Origin of the sequence: Cupriavidus basilensis, assembly GCF_000876015.1 — a bacterium.
Lineage (GTDB): Bacteria > Pseudomonadota > Gammaproteobacteria > Burkholderiales > Burkholderiaceae > Cupriavidus > Cupriavidus basilensis_B.
The window spans coordinates 84,673-104,370 of record NZ_BBQM01000007.1; the positions used below are offsets into that span (position 1 = coordinate 84,673).

Sequence of the window (19,698 nt, forward strand, 5' to 3'; positions counted from 1 at the left end):
GCGCGCCTGAGCGGAGGTCTGGCCGATGTGGAATCTCAGCGCCCCCTGGTGGGAATTCGTCCTGCGCGGACTGATCGTCTACGGCAGCCTGCTGGTGCTGCTGCGGCTCTCGGGCAAGCGCCAGATCGGGCAGCTGACCTCGCTCGACCTGGTGCTGCTGCTGGTGCTGTCCAACGCGGTGCAGAATTCGATGAACGCCGGCGACAACTCCGTCACCGCCGGCCTGATCCTGGCGGTGACGCTGATCGGCGCCAACCTCCTGCTGGCCTGGCTGAGCTGGCGCAGCCGGCGCTTCGAGAACGTGGTGGAGGGCCGCCCGCAGGTGCTGATCCACGAAGGGCAGATCTATCCCGACGTGATGAAGAACGCCCTCATCAGCCGCGACGACCTGCACAAGGCGCTGCGCCATGCCGGCTGCGAGCGCGTGGCGGATGTGCATTTCGCCATTCTCGAGAACGACGGCACCATCAGCGTGATGGTGAGGAAGGACGCGCCCGCCACGCCGCGCGACGCGGCCACCTCGCTGTGGCGCGCCCCCATCAACAACGATAGCGACGCGCCGATCTGAAGCCGGCGCCAGCAGTCCCGCCCCCAGGAGCCATGCCGTGGCAGTCAGCGTCTTCGATCTGTTCAAGGTGGGCATCGGCCCGTCCAGTTCGCACACCGTCGGCCCGATGCGCGCGGCGCTGATGTTCGCCCAGGGGCTGGCGCGCGACGGCCTGCTGCCGCGCGTGGCCAGCGTGCGCGTCGAGCTGTACGGCTCGCTCGGCGCCACCGGGCGCGGCCACGGCACCGACCGCGGCGTCATCCTCGGCCTGCTGGGCGAGACGCCCGACGGGGTCGATCCCGACACCATCGAGCAGCGCCTGGCCGCGCTGCGCGCGGCGCGCACGCTGGCGCTGCTGGGCACGCACCCGGTGCCGTTCGTGGAGAAGGAGCACATCGTCTTCTACCGGCGCGAGGCGCTGGCCGAGCATCCCAACGGCATGAAGTTCCATGCCTTCGACGCGGCCGGGCAGCCGCTGCGCGAGGGGCGCTACCTGTCGGTGGGCGGCGGCTTCGTGGTCACGGCCGGCGCCGCCAACACGCACATCCTCGACGCCGACCAGCAGTTGCCGCACCCGTTTCGCAGCGGGCGCGCCATGCTGGAGATGGCCGCCGCCAGCGGCAAGAGCATCGCGCGTCTGATGATGGAGAACGAATGCGCGTGGCGCAGCGAAGCCGAGGTCAACGCCGGGCTGCTGCGCATCTGGGCGGTGATGCAGGCGTGCGTGGCGCGCGGCTGCCGCACCGACGGCGAGCTGCCCGGCCCGTTCAGGGTCAGGCGGCGCGCGCCCGAGCTGTTCCGCAACCTGACCGAGCACGCCGAGCGCGCGCTGGCCGATCCGCTCTCGGTGATGGACTGGGTCAACCTGTACGCGATCGCCGTCAACGAGGAAAACGCCGCCGGCGGGCGCGTGGTGACGGCGCCCACCAACGGCGCGGCCGGCATCATCCCGGCGGTGCTGCACTACTACGACCGCTTCGTGCCGGGCGCCAGCCCGCAGGGCGTGATCGACTTCCTGCTGACCGCCGGCGCGATCGGCATGCTGTACAAGCTCAACGCCTCCATCTCCGGCGCCGAGGTCGGCTGCCAGGGCGAGGTCGGCGTGGCCTGCTCGATGGCCGCCGGGGCGCTGGCCGCGGTGATGGGCGGCACGCCCGGGCAGGTGGAGAACGCCGCCGAGATCGGCATGGAGCACAACCTCGGGCTGACCTGCGACCCGGTCGGCGGGCTGGTGCAGATCCCGTGCATCGAGCGCAACGCGATGGCCTCGGTCAAGGCCGTCAACGCCGCGCGCATGGCGCTGCGCGGCGACGGCGAGCACTACGTGTCGCTCGACTCGGTCATCAAGACCATGCGCGAGACCGGCGCCGACATGAAGACCAAGTACAAGGAAACGGCGCGCGGCGGGCTGGCGGTGAACATCGTGGAGTGCTGAGGCGCGCGCGTCGCCCGTGGCAAGCCGAACCGGCGCTTTCTGCTACGCTAGCCCGGCTACGCCATCACGACGCGCCACGCGCGCCACAACGGAGACCCGGCATGATCAAGATCAGCATCCTCTATCCGTACCGCAAGGACGGCAGGTTCGATTTCGACTACTACCGCGCGCGCCACATGCCGCGCGTGGCCGAGCTGTACGGCGCCCAGCCCGGCTACCGCGGCGTGGCGGTGGAGCGCGGCCTGGGCGGCGGCGCGCCGGGCTCCGACCCGGCCTACACGGCGATGTGCCACATCCTGTTCGATTCGCTGCCCGAGTTCGCGGCGGCCTCCAGGGCGGCGGGCAAGGAACTGCAGCAGGACATCCCCAACTACACCGACGCGGTGCCGGTGGTGCAGGTCAGCGAAGTGGTGGAGATCGGCTGACGACCGGCAAGAATGGCGCCGCGCGCGCGTGCCGCGGCGCTATCATGCGAGCAAACCACCGACCGGGCGGGCCGCCATGCAGACTTTCCACCAGTTGTTCGACGAGACCTCGTCGACCTACACCTACCTGCTGATCGACGCCGCCACGCGCGAGGCGCTGCTGATCGACCCGGTCGACCGCCAGCTCGCGCGCGACCTGGCCTGCCTGCAGGCCAGCGGCGCCAGGCTGGAATGGGTGGTGGAAACCCATGCCCATGCCGACCACATCACCTCGGCCGGCCACCTCGCGCAGCAGACCGGCGCGCGCACCGCGGCGCCCTCGGGCTGCGACATCCGCCCCGCGCAGATGCAGCTGATCGACGGCGACACGCTGCGGTTCGGCACCCAGGTGCTGCGCGCGATCCACACGCCCGGGCACACCGCCGGCAGCATGAGCTACCTGTGGGAAGAGCCCACGCCGGCGGGCACGGTGCGCCGCGTCTTCACCGGCGACGCGCTGCTGATCGACGGCTGCGGCCGCACCGACTTCCAGTCCGGCGACGCCGGCACGCTGTACGACAGCCTCACGCGCAAGCTCTTCACGCTGCCGGACGACACCCTGGTCTATCCCGCCCACGACTACAAGGGCCGCACCGAATCCACCATCGGCCACGAGCGTGCGCACAACAGCCGCGTGGCCGGTCGCACGCGCGCCCAGTTCGTCGAGATCATGGGCCAGCTCATGCTGCCCAGGCCCAGGCTGATGGACGTGGCCGTGCCCGCCAACCAGCGGCTCGGGCTGCGCGACGGCGAGCAGGTGCCGCACGGGGCCTAGCGGCAGGCGGCGCGGGCCAGGCCCGGGAGGCGGAAGGAGGAAGGCGGAGGGCAGAAAGCGCGGCGGCTCAGCCCGCCCAGCTGTCGCAGGTCTGGCGCACGGTCTCGCGCAGGCTGCGCGTGTCGGCGTCGATCTGGCGCACGCGCTCGGCGTCGCCGTCGCGGCTGCGCGCCAGCGCGCGGATATTGGCCAGCGCGTCGAGCGAGCCGAGCGCCTCGGCGTGCGGCACCAGCGCGTCGCAAATCGACACGATGTGATCGGCGATGGGCATGCGCGTGAGCTCGTTGGGATGCACGTACTCGCCTTCGAGGCCGAAGCGGCACGCCTGGAAGCGGTTGAAGGTGTAGACCAGGTAATCGTCTTCCTGCGGCATGAACGGGCGCGACAGCAGCAGGTAGCGCGCCAGCGCCTGGATGTAGGCGGCCACGTCGCAGGCGCGCTGCACGGTCAGCGGCGTGTCCATCACGCGGACCTCGATGGTGCCGAATTCCGGCTTGGGGCGGATGTCCCAGTAGAAGTCCTTCATGCTTTCGATCACGCCGGTCTTGCGCATCTTCTCGAAGTAGGCGGTGAACGCGTCCCAGGTCAGCAGGTGCGGCGCGCGCCCGCTCATGGGGAAGGCCGCGACCGAGTTCAGCCGCGCCGAGGCGAAGCCGGTGTCCACGCCCTGCACGAACGGCGACGACGCGGCCAGCGCGATGAAGTGCGGCACGTAGCGGCCGATGGCGTGCAGCAGGAACAGCGACTCGTCGGCGCTCGGGCAGCCGATGTGCACGTGCTGGCCGAACACGGTGAACTGCTTGGCGAGGTAGCCGTACAGCTCGGAGATGTACTGGTAGCGCGGCGAGTCGGAGATGGTGCGGTCGGCCCACTGCTGGAACGGGTGCGTGCCGCCGCCGCAGATGCCGAGGTTGAGCGAGCGCGAGGCGTCCACCATCAGGTCGCGCATGGTGCCGAGCTCGTCCAGCGCCTGGGCGTAGCTGTGGCAGATGCCGGTGCTGATCTCGATCATCGACGGGCTGATCTCGGGCTTGATGTCGCCGGCGTGCTGGGCGCCCTTGAGCGCGCGCAGCAGGTCCGGCGCGAACGGCGCCAGGTCATAGTCGTGGCGGTTGACCAGTTGCAGCTCCAGCTCCACGCCGAAGGTCAGCGCCTCGGAGTGCTTGAACGGTTCGAGTGACATCAGCGCCCTCCTCCATTGCCTCTGACCTCGCCCGCATAGCGAAGTGCCCAGGCGGCCACGGCGGGCCCCAGCAGCTGCTCGATCGCCAGCGTGCACAGGATGATGGCGGCCAGCGGCTCGCCGGTGGCGGGATAGAGCCGCGCCACGTCGCTCATCAGCAGGTAGGCCAGGCCCGACATCGGCGCCAGCGCCAGGCCCAGCGCCACGCACTGGCGCAGGCTCAGGCCCGAGAACGACCCCAGCGAGGCCACGCCGGCCAGCTTGGCGAGGTGGCGCAGCAGAACCAGCGCCACCGCGGCGGCGCCGCCGATGGCCCAGTCGTGCGCGGTCAGCGGCAGGCCCAGCGACACCACCATGACGATGATGAGCAGGCTGCCGGCGCTGCCGAAGTGCGCCGGCCACACGCGCGGCTGGCTGTCCTGGTGCTTGAACACCACGCCGGCCAGCATCAGCGTGAGCGGCATCGACAACTTGAGCACGCGCGTGAGCGCCAGCGTGAACAGCACCAGCCCCACCAGCACCAGGAAGCTGTAGTGGTCGTCCGAGGCCATGCGCGCGTAGATGGCGTGGCCGAGCTTGCCTACCGCCCAGGCCAGCAGGCACGAACCCACCAGCAGGTAGAGCGGATGCAGCAGCGCGGCCCCCAGGTTGCCGTACTCCGAATGCAGCCAGCCGGTGGCGACCTGCACGATGGCCGCGGCATAGATGCTGTTGAGCGCGGCCATCGCCAGCAGCCGCTCGGTCACTTGCCCGTCGGCGCGCAGTTCGTTCTTCAGCTGCAGCACGATGGTCGGCGAGGTGCTGACCGCGATGCCGCCGGCCAGGATGGCCACCGCCGGCGTCACGCCCATCCATTGCAGCACGGCCGCCACCAGCCCCCAGGTCAGCAGGCTCTCGAAGGCGCTGGTAAACAGCAGCCAGCGGTTGGCGCGCAGCCACGTCAGCGACAGGCGGTGGCCCAGCTCGAACAGCGCCAGCGCGAGCGCCATGTCGATCAGGATGCGCGTCTGGGCGATCATGTCGTCGGTGACGATGCCGCGCCCGAGCATGCCCGCGAGCAGCCCGGTGGCGGCATAACCGACGATGCGCGGCAGCCGCAGGTAGCCGCGGCACACCTCGCCCGCCAGGCCCGCCCCGACCAGCGCCAGCCCGACCCAGAACAGTCCGCCCGGTGCCAGCGGCAGGCTTGGAAACAATTGGCTCAGTCCATTCATGGGTGACATGGTAACGGAGCGCCATGACATTCCGTGTCAGAGTTTGTCCGACAGGGCACGTAAGTTGCAGGGAACGTGATGCGTTCATGCATAAAAAAACGCCATCTGGCGGGATGGCGTTTTTTGGAGCGTCCTGCGGGCAGCCCGCTACACCCCCCAGAACTTCCACGCCGGCCGCGTGGCGCGCAGGCCGGTTTCCATGCGCGCGTACTGCGCGCGCGTGCGGCCCTGCGCCGCGCCGGCCGCGCGGGCCTTGTCGAAATAGGCCAGCGCGGTCTCGCGCTGCGCCAGCCCGAGCGCGGCCTCGACCGCGCCGAGCCAGGCCTCGCCGTCCCAGCGGTCGCGCGCGGCGAAGGCCGCCTCGAAGTCCGCCAGCGCCTCGGCATGCAGCTTGTCGCCGTTGCGGATCAGCGCGCGCTGCACGCGCGGCAGGGCCTGGTCCCACGGATCGCCCTCGGTCAGCACGATGGCCTGCTCGAACAGCGGCAGCGCGCGCTCGGGCGTGCCGAGGTCGCGCCACACCAGGCCGAACGCGTTGTACAGCCAGGCGTCCTCGATCAGCAGCGCGCGCCGCTGCAGGGCTTCGATCTCGGCCAGCGCGTCGGTGCGGTCGTGCTGGTCCATGCTGGCGGTGCCGTTGCGCAGCAGGCCGGCGAAATGCGCGCGCGCGTGGGCCAGCGCGTGGGCGGCCTGGCTGCGCTCTTCCACCGGCAGCGCGTCGGCGCGGGCGTCCATGTGGGCCAGCGCGTCGCGCGCCGCCGACGTCACCTCGATGCCGCCGATGCCCTTCCAGGCATCCATCAGGCGGCTGAACACCCAGCCCACGTTGGCCGGGTCGCGCTCGAGCGGGTAGCGGTTGAGCACGTCGCCGGCCACTTCCACCGCCTTGGCGTGCTGGCCGCCGGCCACCAGGCCGTCGAGCAGGTCGATCCAGTGCTCGATGAACTCGCTCGCCGCGATGCCTTTCTCGTGCAGCGCGATGCGCTCGGCGCGCTGGTCGGCGCCGTCGAGCCGCTGCGCGAGGTTGTGGCACAGCATCGAGTACAGGTGCGGGTCGGCGTCGTCGTAGCCGCCCTCGCCGCTGGCGAAATACCGCTCGAAGCGCGCCAGGCCGAGCCGGTAGGCATTGACCACGTGCGGCGCCAGCGCCGCCTCGGCGGCCGGCACGGCGTCGATGAACTCGGTCAGCGCCACGCCGGCGTGGTAATAGCCGGCCGCGTCGGTGGCGTTCTGCGCGAAGGCGAAGCGCGTCCACGGCTGGTCCTCGCCGGCCTGGTGGCGCCATTCCAGCTCGCGCACCTGGGCTTTGGGGTCCGGCGCCTGGCGCTGGTAGGTGGCGAGGTCATCCCATGCGCCGTCGAGCTCGCCGGCGCGATAGCGCAGCGGCGCGCGGATGCGGCGCGCGTGCGGGTGGTCCGGGCGGGCGGCCAGCACGATGCCGGCCTGCTCGGCGGCGAACGCGTCGCCGGCGGCTTCGTCGAGCTCGAGCAGGTCGGGGTTGTCCAGCCCGATGCGCGCCAGGCACAGGCGCAGCATCGGCTCGGCCCGCTCGCCGGCGGCGTTCACGTGCGCCGCGGCCTGCGCCAGGATTTCCTCGGCGCCGAGGTCCGGCGCGCGGTACAGCAGGTCGTACCAGTAGGCGCCGGCGCCGGCGAAGTCGCCGAGCCGGTAATGCGCCAGCCCCGCATGCAGCCGCGCGCTCCACTCGCCCGAGGACAGGCCGTTGCGCAGCGCGGCCTCGTCCAGCCACGGCTGCGCTTCCTGGAAGCGCTCCATGCTCATCAGCAGCATGCCGTAGCGGTGCGCGATCATGCCGCGCGAGGACCAGCGGTGCGCGGGATGCAGGTCCAGCCCGGGCAGCCTGGCCAGCGCCGCGTCGAGCACGGCGAAGGCCTGCGGGGCGTCGCCGCGGTCGAAGTGCAGGCGCGCCCGCAGGCAGTCGAAATCCACCACCTGCGGCTGCGCCTGCGAGAGCTGGTCGAGAATGACCAGCGCCTCGTCGTAGCGCTCGGCATTGGCTAGCTCGATGGCGTGGTCGTAACTGACTTCCTGCACGGACACGGACAGCTCCTTCTGGGGTGGCATGGGCGAGTGCGGGATTATGCGCCATGCGCGGGTTTCCCGGTCCGCAGTGGAAGGGGGCCTTCCCGGCCTGTTTTCGCGGCGGCCAGGCCGGCGCGGGAAGCCCGGCGCGGCCGCCTGCCCCATTCAGGTGCGCCGGGCCGGCTTGGCCGACTTGACCGACTTGATGGGCCGGCCAGCGCCGCGCAGGTCCGACCATTCGAACAGGCAGGCCAGCAGCAGGTAGACGCAGGCCACCGCCTCGGCGCGGAACAGCGGCGTGGTTTCCGCGTGCACCGGCAGCGCGCCGGCCACGCTGCACAGGACCAGCAGCAGCGCCAGCCACCAGCCCTTGAGGCGGCCGTCGAGAATGGGATCGGCGCCGAACACGGCGGCGTTGAACCACAGCCAGGCGACCGCCGCCAGCCACGGCTCGGCCGACAGGTCCCACCGCATCTGCGCGGCCAGCAGCGCGGCGCCCGCGGCCAGCGCGGCGCACTGGCCCTGCAGCAGGCGCGCGCGGTGGCGCTGGCGCAGCCACGCGCGCGTGGGCAGCACCAGCGACAGGTTGGCGCAGGCCAGCAGCAGGCCGAGCGGGAACGCCAGCGCATGCGCGAACGGCGCGAACAGCGGCACCGCCAGCACCACGTACATGCCGCCGATGGTCAGCGCGCCGCCCACGCCGATGCGCTGCAGCGCCGGCAGGTAGAGCAGCGCGAAGGCCAGCAGCAGCGCATACAGCTCGGCGCCGACGAACCAGCCGTAGAGCCGCGGCAGCGTGCCCGCGAACATGGCGAACGCGCCGATCACGGCATGGAGGCCGAACCAGCTCCACTGCACGCCGGGCCGCGCGCGCCAGCGCGCCAGCCGCTGCGTGACGGCCTGCTGCCAGCACCGCACGTACCAGATCCACAGCAGCATCGGCGCCGCCAGCACGGCGCCGCAGGTGCCCAGCGCCAGCCACGGCGATACCGCGCCGCGCCCGGCGCGCTCCTCGTGCATGACCAGGATCATCAGCGCCACGCTGGCCGCGATGGCGCCGATCCACAGCGCGTGGAACAACTGGCCCCACGACAGCAGCGGGCGCGACACCGCCGCCTCCCACGCCGCCAGCACCGCGCCGTCGAAGTGGAAATGGCGCGTCTCGGGCGTCTTCCAGCGCAACTGCTCCAGCAGCGCGCGCATGTCCCTGACGAAGGCGCCGCTCATCAGCATGCGCCAGCCGGCGCGGGCCGGCGGCGGCGCCAGCAGCGCCCGCGCCGCCGCCGAGCCCCTGGCGTAGGTGCGGAAGAAGCTGAACTGCCGGTCGGCCAGCGCGCGGGCGATGACGTGCCGGGTCAGCGCGCCGTCGCGCCGCGCCAGATGGGCCGACTCCGCTTCCCAGCCGAAACCCTCGAACAGCGCCGCGCGCGCCGCCGGGCTGGCGTCGTCGCGCGCGCAGTAGCGCAGCGCCAGCCACTCGAAGCGGTCGCGCGCCTCGATGCTGACGAAGGCGTCGTCCCGCAGGCAGCGTTGCAGCGCCTCGGCCACCGGCAGCGACTGCGCGGCCAGCTCGCCGCGGTCGGGGCCGGCGTGGCTGCCGGCGGGCGCGTCCGGCGGCGGCGGGAAGCTGGCGGCCAGGCGCGCCCACATCGCCTGCGCGAGTTCGGCGGGGTCGGGCAGCGCGGACTGCGGCGGCACGGCCGGCGGCGCCGGCAGCGGCAGCGCACCGATGGCCGGCAGGCTGCCGCGCACCGGCGAGGCGGCCTTGACCAGCGGCGACGGTGGCGATGATGGCGATGATGGCGACGACGGCGGCGCGGCCCCGGCCTGCGGCGGGCGCGACTCCGGCGTGCCGTCCAGCGCCGGACCGGCGGCATCGGGCATGCCGGCGGCGTCCGCGGCTGCTTCGTCCTGCGCGTGATGGCGCGCCCATTCCAGCGCGAACTCGTAGGCGGCGCGCAGCGCCTGGAAGGCCTCGGCGTCGTCGTCGGGGCGCGTGACCTTGAGGCGGGCGGCGTAGGCGGAGCGGATGCGGCGCGCATCGGTGGTCGGCGCCAGTTGCAGGACTTGCCAGTGCATGGAGCGGAGAGCGGAGAAGGTACGCGGGTAAGCGAATGTGCGGACGGATATGCGGACGGATGTGCGGGCCGGTCAGTCCCAGAGCTGGGTGTCGAGCGAGTCGAGCAGGCGCCGGATGGGCGCGCGCAGCGCGCGGATGCGCTCGCCGTCCTGCGCTTCCAGCGCGGCCTGGAACTGCGCCAGCGCGCCGCTGATCTGCTCGCGCTCGTGGCCCAGGCACTGCTGGTAGAGGCGGTCGGCGCGCGCCACCAGCTGCGCGTTCTCGGCCTGGTCGCGCGGGTGGATCTTGATCTCGGCGAGCGCGGCCAGGCGCTCGGCCACTTCCTCGTCGCTCAGCACGCCGGGGTTTTCCTGGATCACGATGCGGTGCGCGGTGTTGGTGGCCACCACGGTGGCCTGCACTTCGAGGATGCCGTTGACGTCGTAGGTGAAGCGCACGTCCACGCCGGACTCGGCCGCGCTCAGGCGCGGCAGCGGCACGGCGATCTCGCCGAGGAAGACGTTCTCGGCCACCATCCGCCCCTCGCCCTGGAACACGCGCAGGGCCAGCACTTCCTGCTTGTCGGCGAGCGGGTGGATGCGCTCGACGCGGCTCACCGGCACCACCGAGTTGCGGTCGATCACGGGCTGGTAATGGCCGTGCGTGAACCCCTCCGGGCCGACCCGCCGGCTGGTCTCGATGCCCAGCGAGTACGGCGCGACGTCGGTCATGACGACTTCGTCGAGCGCCGCGTCGCGCGCCTTCAGGCCGGCCTGCACGGCCGCGCCGAGCGCCACCACTTCGTCGGGATGCAGCTCGGTGACGGGAAAGCGGCCGAACATGCGGCTCACCAGCCGGCGCACCAGCGGCATGCGGGTGGCGCCGCCGGCCAGCACCACGCTGTCGAGCTCGGCCGGGCGGATGCGCGCGTCGCGCATGGCCTGCTCGATGGGCTTGCGCAGGCGCTCGAGCAGCGGCGCGCTGAGCTCGGCGAAGCCTTCCTGGGTCACGGCGGCGGCGAACGCGCGCTCGTCCCACTCCACCGACATGGCCACGCTGGCGGCCTCGCCGAGCGCCCGCTTGGCGCTCTCGGCGGCGTTGCGCACGCGCTCGCGCAGTGCCGCGGGCCAGCGCTCGGGCTGCTCGTCGCCGGCGAAGGCGCCGCGCGCCGCGAGGTGGGCGTCGAGGCCGCTGTCGCGGCTGAACGCGCGCATCAGCGCGCCGACGAAGTCCTCGCCGCCGAGGAAGTTGTCGCCGGCCGAGGCGCGCACCTCCATCACGTTGTCGAACAATTCCAGCACCGAGACGTCGAAGGTGCCGCCGCCCAGGTCGAACACCAGGAAGCGGCTTTCCTGCTTCTGCTGCAGGCCGTAGGCCAGCGCCGCGGCGGTCGGCTCGTTGAGCAGGCGCTCCACGCGCAGGCCGGCCAGCTCGCCGGCCACGCGCGTGGCGCGGCGCTGGGCGTCGCTGAAATAGGCCGGCACGGTGATCACCGCCTCGTCCACCGGCGTGCCGAGCCAGGCCTCGGCGTCGGCCTTGAGCGCGCGCAGCAGGAACGACGACAGTTCCTCCGGCCGGTAGCGCCGCTCGCCCAGCGCGGTGGCGCGCGCGGTGCCCATGTGGCGCTTGAACAGCGCGGCGCTGTGCGCGGGATGGGTCAGCAGGCGGTCGCGCGCGGGCTCGCCGACCACGATGGCGCCGTCCTCGAGCACGCTCACGCAGGACGGCGTGAGGCGCTTGCCGAGCGAATTGGGAATGATCTGCGCGTGTCCGTCGCGCCAGACCGCGGCCAGGCTGTTGGTGGTGCCGAGGTCGATGCCGATGATGGTGTGCTTGGGTTCCATGTTCCGGTCTTGCTGGTGGCGGCGCTCCTGTGCGCAGCAAACGCAACATTAAGCGGCAATCCGGCAGGATGGAAATGGTGGCGGCACGCCATGTTGTGCCTGCGAGACATTGTGGCGGGCGCGCAAGAGCCGCGCGCGCAAGAAAAAGCGCCACCCGAAGGTGGCGCCTTGCGTGCCTGGCGGGGCAGGCTGGCTTACTTGCCGCCGACCGTCTCCAGCACGGTCCACTTGCCGCCGACCACCTTGTAGACGGTGATGCCGCCGTCCTTGAGGTCGCCGCGCGCGTCGTAGGCCAGGGTCTTGGTGGTGACGCCCTGCATGCTGGTGGCGGCCAGCACCGGCAGGTAGCGCGCCGGGTCGGCCGAGCCGGCCTTGATCATGGCGGTCATCATCGCGGTGGCGCCGTCGTAGGCGTAGGGCGAGTAGGTCTGCACCTTGCCGCCGAAGCGCTTCTCGTACTTCTGCTCGTAGGCGGTGCCGCCGGGCATCTGCTCCAGCGGCAGGCCGGCCAGCGACACCACGGTGCCTTCGGCAGCCGGGCCGGCCAGCTTGAGGAAGTTGTCGGTCTTCGACATTTCGCCCGACACCAGCGGCGACTTCATGCCGAGTTCCTTGACCTGCTTGGCCATCGGCGCGGACTGGGTCTCGGCGCCGCCGTAGAAGATCACGTCCGGGCTGCTGCGCTTGATGTTGGTCAGCACGGCCTTGAAGTCCACCGCCTTGTCGTTGGTGTACTCGCGGCGCACGATCTTGCCGCCGGCGGCGCGCGCGGCCTTCTCGAACTCGTCGGCCAGGCCCTGGCCGTAGGCGGTGCGGTCGTCGACGATGGCGATGTTCTTGGCGCCGAGCTTCTTCACCACGAAGGCGCCGATCACCGAACCCTGCTGGGTGTCGGAGGTCATCATGCGGAAGGTGGTCTTGAAGCCCTGGCGGGTGTATTCGGGCGCCGTCGCCATCGCGATCTGCGGAATGCCGGCGCGGTTGTAGACCGTCGACGCCGGGATGCTGGTGCCGGAGTTGAAGTGGCCGAGCATGCCCTGGATGCCGCCGTCGACCAGCTTCTGCGCCACCACCGAGCCGGTCTTGGGATCGGCCTGGTCGTCCTCGGAAAGCAGTACGAACTTGACCTCCTTGCCGCCGATCTTCGGCTTGGTGGCGTTCATTTCCTCGATCGCGAGGACCACGCCGTTCTGCATGTCCTTGCCGTATTGCGCCTGCCCGCCGGTCATCGGCGCGGCGAAGCCGAGCTTGATTTCCTGGGCCTGGGCGAAGGCGGCCGAGCTGGCGCAGACGCCGGCGATGGACAGGGCAACGGTCAGGGCCGTCTTGTGGAAAGTCGAGTTCATCAGTTCTCCTTGGTGGCTTCAGCCTTTTGCAGCGTTTCTGGATGCGTCCGGGTGCGGCGCGAAACGCTCCCCTATTGTCATACGCGAGACCTGCGGGATCACCGCTGCCTCGCGTCCCTTCGAACGACGCCCGGCCGGTCAGCCGATCGTCATCAAACTGGCATTGCCGCCCGCCGCCGCCGTATTGACGGACAGCGAACGCTCGATCAGCAAACGCTCGATGGCCACATTCGGTTCACCGTGCGCCAGGCCCTGGACCGAGACGATCGGGCCGGGGCACGAGGCCAGCTGCTCGCTGACCGCGCGCAGCTGATCGGAATCGCCGTGGTGCAGCACGGCATCGAACGCGGTGTCGCCGGCGGCCCAGTCGGGCACCAGGCGGACGCGCGATTGTACTGCCTTCGGCAGCCGCGCCGACAGCGCGCGCGCGTGCGGCTCGTCCGGCCACACCGCCTGGCTGCCGGCGGCCAGCACGGCCGCCAGCTGCACCGCCAGGTCGGCCTCGTGCCGGGCCAGGCACAGCACTGCGGCGCGCGGCAGCAGCGTGTAGGTGTTGCGCTCGCCGGTGGGACCCGGCAGCGTCACCGACAGGCCCGCCGGCGACGCCGCGGCGAAGCGCTCGCACACGGCGGCCAGGCCGGGCAGCGCGGCGCTTTCGCGCCCGGCCCATTCGCCCAGCGCCGCCAGCGCGTCGCTCACCGCGGCGCGCGTCGGGCCGGCCTCGCCCGTGCCGCCCGCCACGTCGGCGGCGCGCACCACGCGCGTGACCGCGTCCTGCGGGCAGACCGACAGCAGGCGGTGCAGGTAGAGCGGGCCGCCGGCCTTGGGGCCGGTGCCGGACAGGCCCTCGCCGCCGAACGGCTGCACGCCGACCACCGCGCCGACGATGTTGCGGTTGACGTACAGGTTGCCCACGTGGGCGCGCTCGACGATGGCCGCGATGGTCTCGTCGATGCGCGTGTGGATGCCCATCGTGAGGCCGTAGCCGGTGGCGTTGATCTGGTCCAGCAGCGCGCCCAGGGCGGTGCGCTGGTAGCGCACCACGTGCAGCACCGGGCCGAACACCTCGCGCTGCAGCTCCTCGATGCTGTCGAGCTCGATCAGCGTGGGCGGCACGAAGGTGCCGTGGCGCGTGGCGGCGTCCCCGGCCTCGCCGCGCGCGGCCTGGTGGATGCGGCGGCCCTTGGCGCGCATGGCTTCGATGTGGCGCACGATGTTGCCGCGCGCTTCCTCGTCGATGACCGGGCCGACATCGGTGGACAGGCGGTCCGGGTTGCCCATGCCGAGCTCGTTCATGGCGCCCTTGAGCATGGCCAGCACGCGGTCGGCCACGTCTTCCTGCAGGCACAGCACGCGCAGCGCGGAGCAGCGCTGGCCGGCCGAGTCGAAGGCCGAGCCGACCACGTCGCCGACCACCTGCTCGGCCAGCGCCGAGGAGTCGACGATCATGGCGTTCTGGCCGCCGGTCTCGGCGATCAGCGGCACCAGCCGGCCGGCGGCGTCGAGGCGCCCGGCCACGCTGCGTTGCAGCAGGCGCGCCACCTCGGTGGAACCGGTGAACATCACGCCCTTGACGCGGGCGTCGCCGACCAGCGCCGCGCCCACGGTCTCGCCGCGGCCCGGCAGCAGTTGCAGCGCGCCGGCCGGCACGCCGGCCTCGCGCAGCAGGCGCACGGCCTGCGCGGCGATCAGCGGGGTCTGCTCGGCGGGCTTGGCCAGCACGGTGTTGCCGGCGGCCAGCGCGGCCGCGACCTGGCCGGTGAAGATGGCCAGCGGGAAATTCCACGGGCTGATGCAGACCACCGGCCCGAGCGGGCGGTGGGTGTCGCCGGAGAAGGTCGCGCGCACCTGGGCGGCGTAGTAGCGCAGGAAGTCCACCGCCTCGCGCACCTCGGCGATGGCGTTGGCGAAGGTCTTGCCGGCTTCGCGCACGATGATGCCCATCAGCGACTGCATCTGCGCTTCCATCAGCTCGGCGGCGCGCTCGAGCGCGGCGGCGCGCACGTCGGCCGGCGTGGCCTGCCAGATCGGCGCGGCGTTGACGGCGGCCTGCAGCGCGGCTTCCACCTCGGCCATGCCGGCCTCGGTGACATAGCCGACGATGTCGCGCAGGTCGGCCGGGTTGCGCACCGGCGCGGGCGGGGTCGCCGGCGCGCCCGGCGCCACCTCGGCGCCGAGCAGCGGCACGGCGGCGACGCTCTCGCTGGTGCCGGCCAGCAGCGCCGACGACAGCGAGGCCAGGCGATGCTCGTTGGACAGGTCGATGCCGGCGGAATTGGCGCGCGACTCGCCGTACAGCGTGCGCGGCTGCGGGATGCGCGGGTGCGGCAGGCCGAGCGCGCCTTCCTCGGCGTTCATGCGCTCGACCACGGCGACCGGGTCGGCCACCAGTTCGTCGAGCGAGATGGTGTCGTCGGCGATGCGGTTGACGAACGAGGTGTTGGCGCCGTTTTCCAGCAGGCGGCGCACCAGATAGGCCAGCAGCGTCTCGTGCGTGCCGACCGGCGCGTAGATGCGGCACGGGCGGTTGTACTTGCCGTCGGCCAGCGGCCCGACCACCTGGTCGTAGAGCGGCTCGCCCATGCCGTGCAGGCACTGGAACTCGTACTGGCCGGGATAGTAGTTGTGGCCGGCGATCTGGTAGATGGCCGCCAGCGTGTGCGCGTTGTGGGTGGCGAACTGCGGGTAGATCGCGTCCGGCACCGACAGCAGCTTGCGCGCGCAGGCCACGTAGGACACGTCGGTGTAGACCTTGCGCGTGTAGACCGGATAGCCCTCCAGGCCGTCGACCTGGGCGCGCTTGATCTCGCTGTCCCAGTAGGCGCCCTTGACCAGGCGGATCATCAGGCGGTGGCGGCTGCGGCGGGCCAGGTCGATCAGGTAGTCGATCACGAACGGGCAGCGCTTCTGGTAGCCCTGCACCACGAAGCCGACGCCGTTCCAGCCGGCCAGCTCGGGCTCGAAGCACAGGCGCTCGAGCAGGTCCAGCGAGATCTCGAGGCGGTCGGCTTCCTCGGCGTCGATGTTGATGCCGATGTCGTAGCGGCGCGCCAGCAGCGTGAGCGACTTGAGGCGGCCGTACAGCTCGCCGACCACGCGCTCGTGCTGGGCGCGGCTGTAGCGCGGGTGCAGCGCCGAGAGCTTGATCGAGATGCCGGGGCCTTCGTAGATGCCGCGCCCGCGCGAGGCCTGGCCGATGGCGTGGATGGCCTGCTCGTAGGAGGCCAGGTAACGCACGGCGTCTTCCTCGGTCATGGCGGCTTCGCCGAGCATGTCGTAGGAGTAGCGGAAGCCTTCGGCCTCGTACTTGCGCGCGTTGGCGAGCGCCTCGGAGATGGTCTCGCCGGTGACGAACTGCTCGCCCATCAGGCGCATGGCCATGTCCACGCCCTTGCGGATGAGCGGCTCGCCGCCCTTGCCGATGATGCGGGTCAGGGCCTTGGAGAGGCCCGCCTCGGTGTGGGTGGCGACCAGCCGGCCGGTCAGCAGCAGGCCCCAGGTGGCGGCGTTGACGAACAGCGACGGGCTCTGGCCCAGGTGCGACTGCCAGTTGGCGCCGCTGATCTTGTCGCGGATCAGCGCGTCGCGCGTGGCCTTGTCGGGGATGCGCAGCAGCGCCTCGGCCAGGCACATCAGCGCCACGCCTTCCTGCGACGACAGCGAGAACTCCTGGATCAGGCCCTGCACCAGCCCTTCGCGGCCGGTGCCGACCTTGCGCTCGCGCAGCCGGGTGGCCAGCGTGCGGGCCATGTCCAGCGCGGCCCCGGCCTGCGCCTGCGGCAGCCGGGCCTGCTCCAGCAGCACCGGCACGCACTCGGTCTCGGGGCGGCGGTAGGCGGCGGTGATGGCCGCGCGCAGCACGGACTGCGGCTGCACGCTCTGGGCGAACTCGAGGAAGGGCTGCGGCGCGCCTTCGGTGGTGGCGGCGTCGAAGCCGTCCGCGCCGTCGGCCGCGCCCTCGGCGGGGCTGCCGGCGGCGCCGGCTTCGGCGGGCTGCTGGCCACGCTCGACCTGCTCCAGGTAGGTGAAGATGGCTTGCTTGATGAGCCAGTGCGGCGTGCGGTCGATCGACTGGGCGACGCGCTTGAGGCGCTCGCGGGCGGCGTCGTCGAGCTTGACGCCGAGGGTGGTGGTGGCCATGCGCTTGATTCTCCGAAGGATGCGGATGCAAGGCGCCGAAACTCCCGGAACGCCCGCGGGTTGGCGCGATCATACTCCCGGGGAAAGCAAAGGTGCAACTAGGTACAACCACCAGCCATAAACCGGGTCATGGGTTGCACCAACCCCGTGCCGCAAGCGCCGCCGCGGTGCCGTTCAGATCCGCAGCGGGTCGATCTCCAGTTGCCACCTCACGCCCTTGGCGTCGGCCAGCGCGTCGCCGAAAGTCCGTACCCACTCGCTGACAAACCGTTGCAGCGCCGCGCGCGAGGTGCTTTCCACCAGCATCTGCGCGCGCTCGCGGTTGGCCACGCGCACCATCGACATCGGCACCGGGTCGTGGAGTTGCACCTCGGGCGCCATGCGGCCGGCGTCGGCGCGGTCGCGCGCGCTCTGCAGGAAGGCCAGCGCGCGCTCCAGCTGGGCGTGTTCCGCTGTGACCAGCACCTGGTAGGCGAACGGGGGCAACCCGGCCTGGCGCCGCTCGCGCAGCTGCGCGGCCGCGAATCCATCATAGTCATGGCGCACCAGCGCCTGCAATGCCGAAGCGTCCGGGTAGCGGGTCTGGATCAGCACCTCGCCGGCCAGCCCGGCGCGCCCGGCGCGCCCGGCGACCTGCATCAGCGAGGCGAACAGGTGCTCGGCGGCGCGGAAGTCGTGGCTGAACATGGCGGCGTCCGGGTGGACGATGCCGACCAGCGTGACGCGCTGGAAGTCGTGGCCCTTGGCCACCATCTGCGTGCCGACCAGGATGTCGACCTCGCCGGCGTGGACCTCGTCGAACATGGCCTGCGCGCTGCCCTTGCGGCGCGTGGAGTCGGCGTCGATGCGGGCGATGCGGGCCTGCGGGAAGCGCGCCGCCAGCGCTTCCTCGATGCGCTGCGTGCCGCGTCCGAGCGGCGCGATGTCCACGTCGCCGCAGTCCGGGCAGTGATGGGGCACCGGCGCCTCCAGCCCGCAGTGGTGGCAGCGCAGCCGGCGCTCGGGCCGGTGCAGCACCAGGTAGGCCGAGCAGCGCGGGCAGCCCGACAGCCAGCCGCAGCTGCCGCACGCCAGCACCGGGGCGTAGCCGCGCCGGTTGAGGAACAGCAGGCTCTGCTCGCCGCGCGCCAGGCGCGCCTCGATGGCGCTCAGCAGCGGCACCGAGAGCCCTTCGTAGAGCGCGCGCTGGCGCTGGCGCTCCTGGTTCAGGTCGACCAGGCGCACGGTGGGCAGCGCCGCGTCGGCCTGGGCGCGCTCGCGCAGCACCAGCTTGCGGTAGGCGCCCTGCTCGGCGCGCCACCACGATTCCATCGACGGCGTGGCCGAGCCCAGCACCACCGGGATGCCGAGCTGCTTGGCGCGCCACACCGACAGGTCGCGCGCGGAGTAGCGCAGGCCTTCCTGCTGCTTGTAGGAGGTGTCGTGCTCCTCGTCGACCACCACCAGCGCGAGGTGCGGCAGCGAGGCCATCACCGCCATGCGCGTGCCGAGCACGATGCGCGCCTCGCCGCGGTGGGCGGCCAGCCATTGCAGCGTGCGCTCCTGGTCGGCCAGGCCGCTGTGCAGCACCGCCAGCGGCAGGTGCGGGAAGCGCGCGGCGATGCGGCCCTGCAGCTGCGGCGTGAGGTTGATTTCGGGCACCAGCATCAGCACCTGGGCGCGCGGGTCGCGCGCCAGCACCTCGGCCATCGCGTGCAGGTAGACCTCGGTCTTGCCGCTGCCGGTCACGCCGTGCAGCAGGAACGGGGCAAAACCCCGCGCCTGGCCGATCGCCTCCACGGCGGCGCGCTGCTCCTCGTGCAGCGGCGGCGCGGCCGAGGGCGCGGCATCCGGCGCGACCGCCAGCAGCGGCTGGTCGGCAGCCTCCGCGCCGATCCAGCCGGCCGCCAGCCACTCGGCCAGGCGGGCCGGCGCGGCGCTGCAAAGGGTACGCGCCGCGGCGGCGGAGACCGCCGCGCCCTGCTCACCGGCCGCCGCCAGCGCCTGGGCCAGCGCCAGCACCGTGCGCGCGCGCGCCGGCACCGCGGCCAGCAGCGCCGCCGCCTGGCCCGGCACCACGCGGTAATGCTCGCTGCGCGCGCGCAGCGCCAGGCGCGGCCAGCTCTCGGCCTCGCGCAGGCCCGGCGGCAGCGCCGGCAGCATGACTTCGCCGAGGCAGCGGTGGTAGTAGAGCGCGGCGAAGCGGGCCAGCGCGATCCAGTGCGCGCCCAGCGGCGGCAGCCAGTCCAGCCGCTGCGCGACCGGGCGCAGGCGCTCCGGCGGCACGTCCGACCGGGTGGCGCGCATGACGGCCACGCCGACCAGCAGGCGGCGGCCGAACGGCACGGTGACGAGGTCGCCCGGCTGCACCTCGGGCGGGGCGAGATAGTCGAAGACGTCGTCGGCGGGTGTATCTAGCGCCACTCGCACGACGGCCAGCGGCGCGGCGTCCGCGTCCTCCGGCATCGGCGTCGGCGTCGGCGTCGGCGCGGCGGCGCCGGGATGCGCGGGCGCGTTCACGATGCCGCTCCGGCGCGCAGCACTGGGTACGGCCCAGAATGGGGCAGCGGCGCGGACGAGCCGGCCCAATGCAAGTGCAGGACGGGGCCGGGCCGCATGCCGGACAAATTAAGTGTGCGGCGCAACATCAACTTAAAGTAACGCTTCAA

The 19,698-nt window shown here is 72.1% G+C and carries 12 protein-coding genes; 4 read left to right on the forward strand and 8 right to left on the reverse strand.

Going from position 1 to position 19,698, the window contains the following annotated elements:
• Positions 1 to 25: 25 nt before the first annotated feature.
• The 4 genes from KF708C_RS04725 to KF708C_RS04740 all read left to right on the forward strand — a co-directional run bounded on the left by KF708C_RS04725 (position 26) and on the right by KF708C_RS04740 (position 3,221).
• Positions 26 to 568: a DUF421 domain-containing protein gene (locus tag KF708C_RS04725; RefSeq protein ID WP_059410907.1), complete on the forward strand. Its 543-nt coding sequence runs from the start codon at positions 26 to 28 to the stop codon at positions 566 to 568.
• Positions 569 to 605: 37 nt separating this feature from the next.
• The gene (locus KF708C_RS04730; RefSeq protein WP_059410908.1) at positions 606 to 1,982 is read left to right on the forward strand and encodes an L-serine ammonia-lyase; all 1,377 of its coding nucleotides are present in this window, start codon (positions 606 to 608) and stop codon (positions 1,980 to 1,982) included.
• Between the two features lie 101 nt (positions 1,983 to 2,083).
• Positions 2,084 to 2,407: an EthD family reductase gene (locus KF708C_RS04735; RefSeq protein WP_020200438.1), complete on the forward strand. Its 324-nt coding sequence runs from the start codon at positions 2,084 to 2,086 to the stop codon at positions 2,405 to 2,407.
• A 76-nt stretch (positions 2,408 to 2,483) separates the two neighbouring features.
• Positions 2,484 to 3,221, forward strand: a complete 738-nt coding sequence (locus KF708C_RS04740; protein ID WP_059410909.1) for an MBL fold metallo-hydrolase — start codon at positions 2,484 to 2,486, stop codon at positions 3,219 to 3,221.
• A 67-nt stretch (positions 3,222 to 3,288) separates the two neighbouring features.
• Here the strand turns inward: KF708C_RS04740 and KF708C_RS04745 are convergent, their stop codons facing one another.
• The 8 genes from KF708C_RS04745 to KF708C_RS04780 all read right to left on the reverse strand — a co-directional run bounded on the left by KF708C_RS04745 (position 3,289) and on the right by KF708C_RS04780 (position 19,495).
• Entirely contained in the window at positions 3,289 to 4,404 is a 1,116-nt protein-coding gene (locus tag KF708C_RS04745; RefSeq protein ID WP_020200440.1) for a YbdK family carboxylate-amine ligase, read from the reverse strand.
• Positions 4,404 to 5,627, reverse strand: coding sequence for a cation:proton antiporter (locus KF708C_RS04750; protein WP_029043058.1), 1,224 nt, complete (start codon positions 5,625 to 5,627; stop codon positions 4,404 to 4,406). The genes KF708C_RS04745 and KF708C_RS04750 overlap by 1 nt, the downstream gene beginning before the upstream one ends.
• 138 nt (positions 5,628 to 5,765) lie before the next feature.
• On the reverse strand, positions 5,766 to 7,679 hold the full coding sequence (locus KF708C_RS04755) for a tetratricopeptide repeat protein (RefSeq protein WP_059410910.1): 1,914 nt from the start codon (positions 7,677 to 7,679) through the stop codon (positions 5,766 to 5,768).
• A 147-nt stretch (positions 7,680 to 7,826) separates the two neighbouring features.
• Complete coding sequence (locus tag KF708C_RS04760) at positions 7,827 to 9,740, reverse strand: J domain-containing protein (RefSeq protein ID WP_059410911.1); 1,914 nt, start codon at positions 9,738 to 9,740, stop codon at positions 7,827 to 7,829.
• Positions 9,741 to 9,812: 72 nt separating this feature from the next.
• Positions 9,813 to 11,564 (reverse strand): Hsp70 family protein, encoded by a 1,752-nt coding sequence (locus KF708C_RS04765; protein ID WP_059410912.1) that lies wholly within the window; start codon positions 11,562 to 11,564, stop codon positions 9,813 to 9,815.
• Positions 11,565 to 11,758: 194 nt separating this feature from the next.
• Positions 11,759 to 12,910, reverse strand: coding sequence for a branched-chain amino acid ABC transporter substrate-binding protein (locus KF708C_RS04770; RefSeq protein WP_020200446.1), 1,152 nt, complete (start codon positions 12,908 to 12,910; stop codon positions 11,759 to 11,761).
• Positions 12,911 to 13,048: 138 nt separating this feature from the next.
• Positions 13,049 to 17,050 carry a trifunctional transcriptional regulator/proline dehydrogenase/L-glutamate gamma-semialdehyde dehydrogenase gene (gene putA, locus KF708C_RS04775; RefSeq protein WP_059410913.1) on the reverse strand — a complete coding sequence of 1,334 codons (4,002 nt, stop codon included), beginning with the start codon at positions 17,048 to 17,050 and terminating at the stop codon, positions 13,049 to 13,051.
• Between the two features lie 174 nt (positions 17,051 to 17,224).
• Entirely contained in the window at positions 17,225 to 19,495 is a 2,271-nt protein-coding gene (locus KF708C_RS04780; RefSeq protein ID WP_059410958.1) for a primosomal protein N', read from the reverse strand.
• Positions 19,496 to 19,698 lie beyond the last annotated feature (203 nt).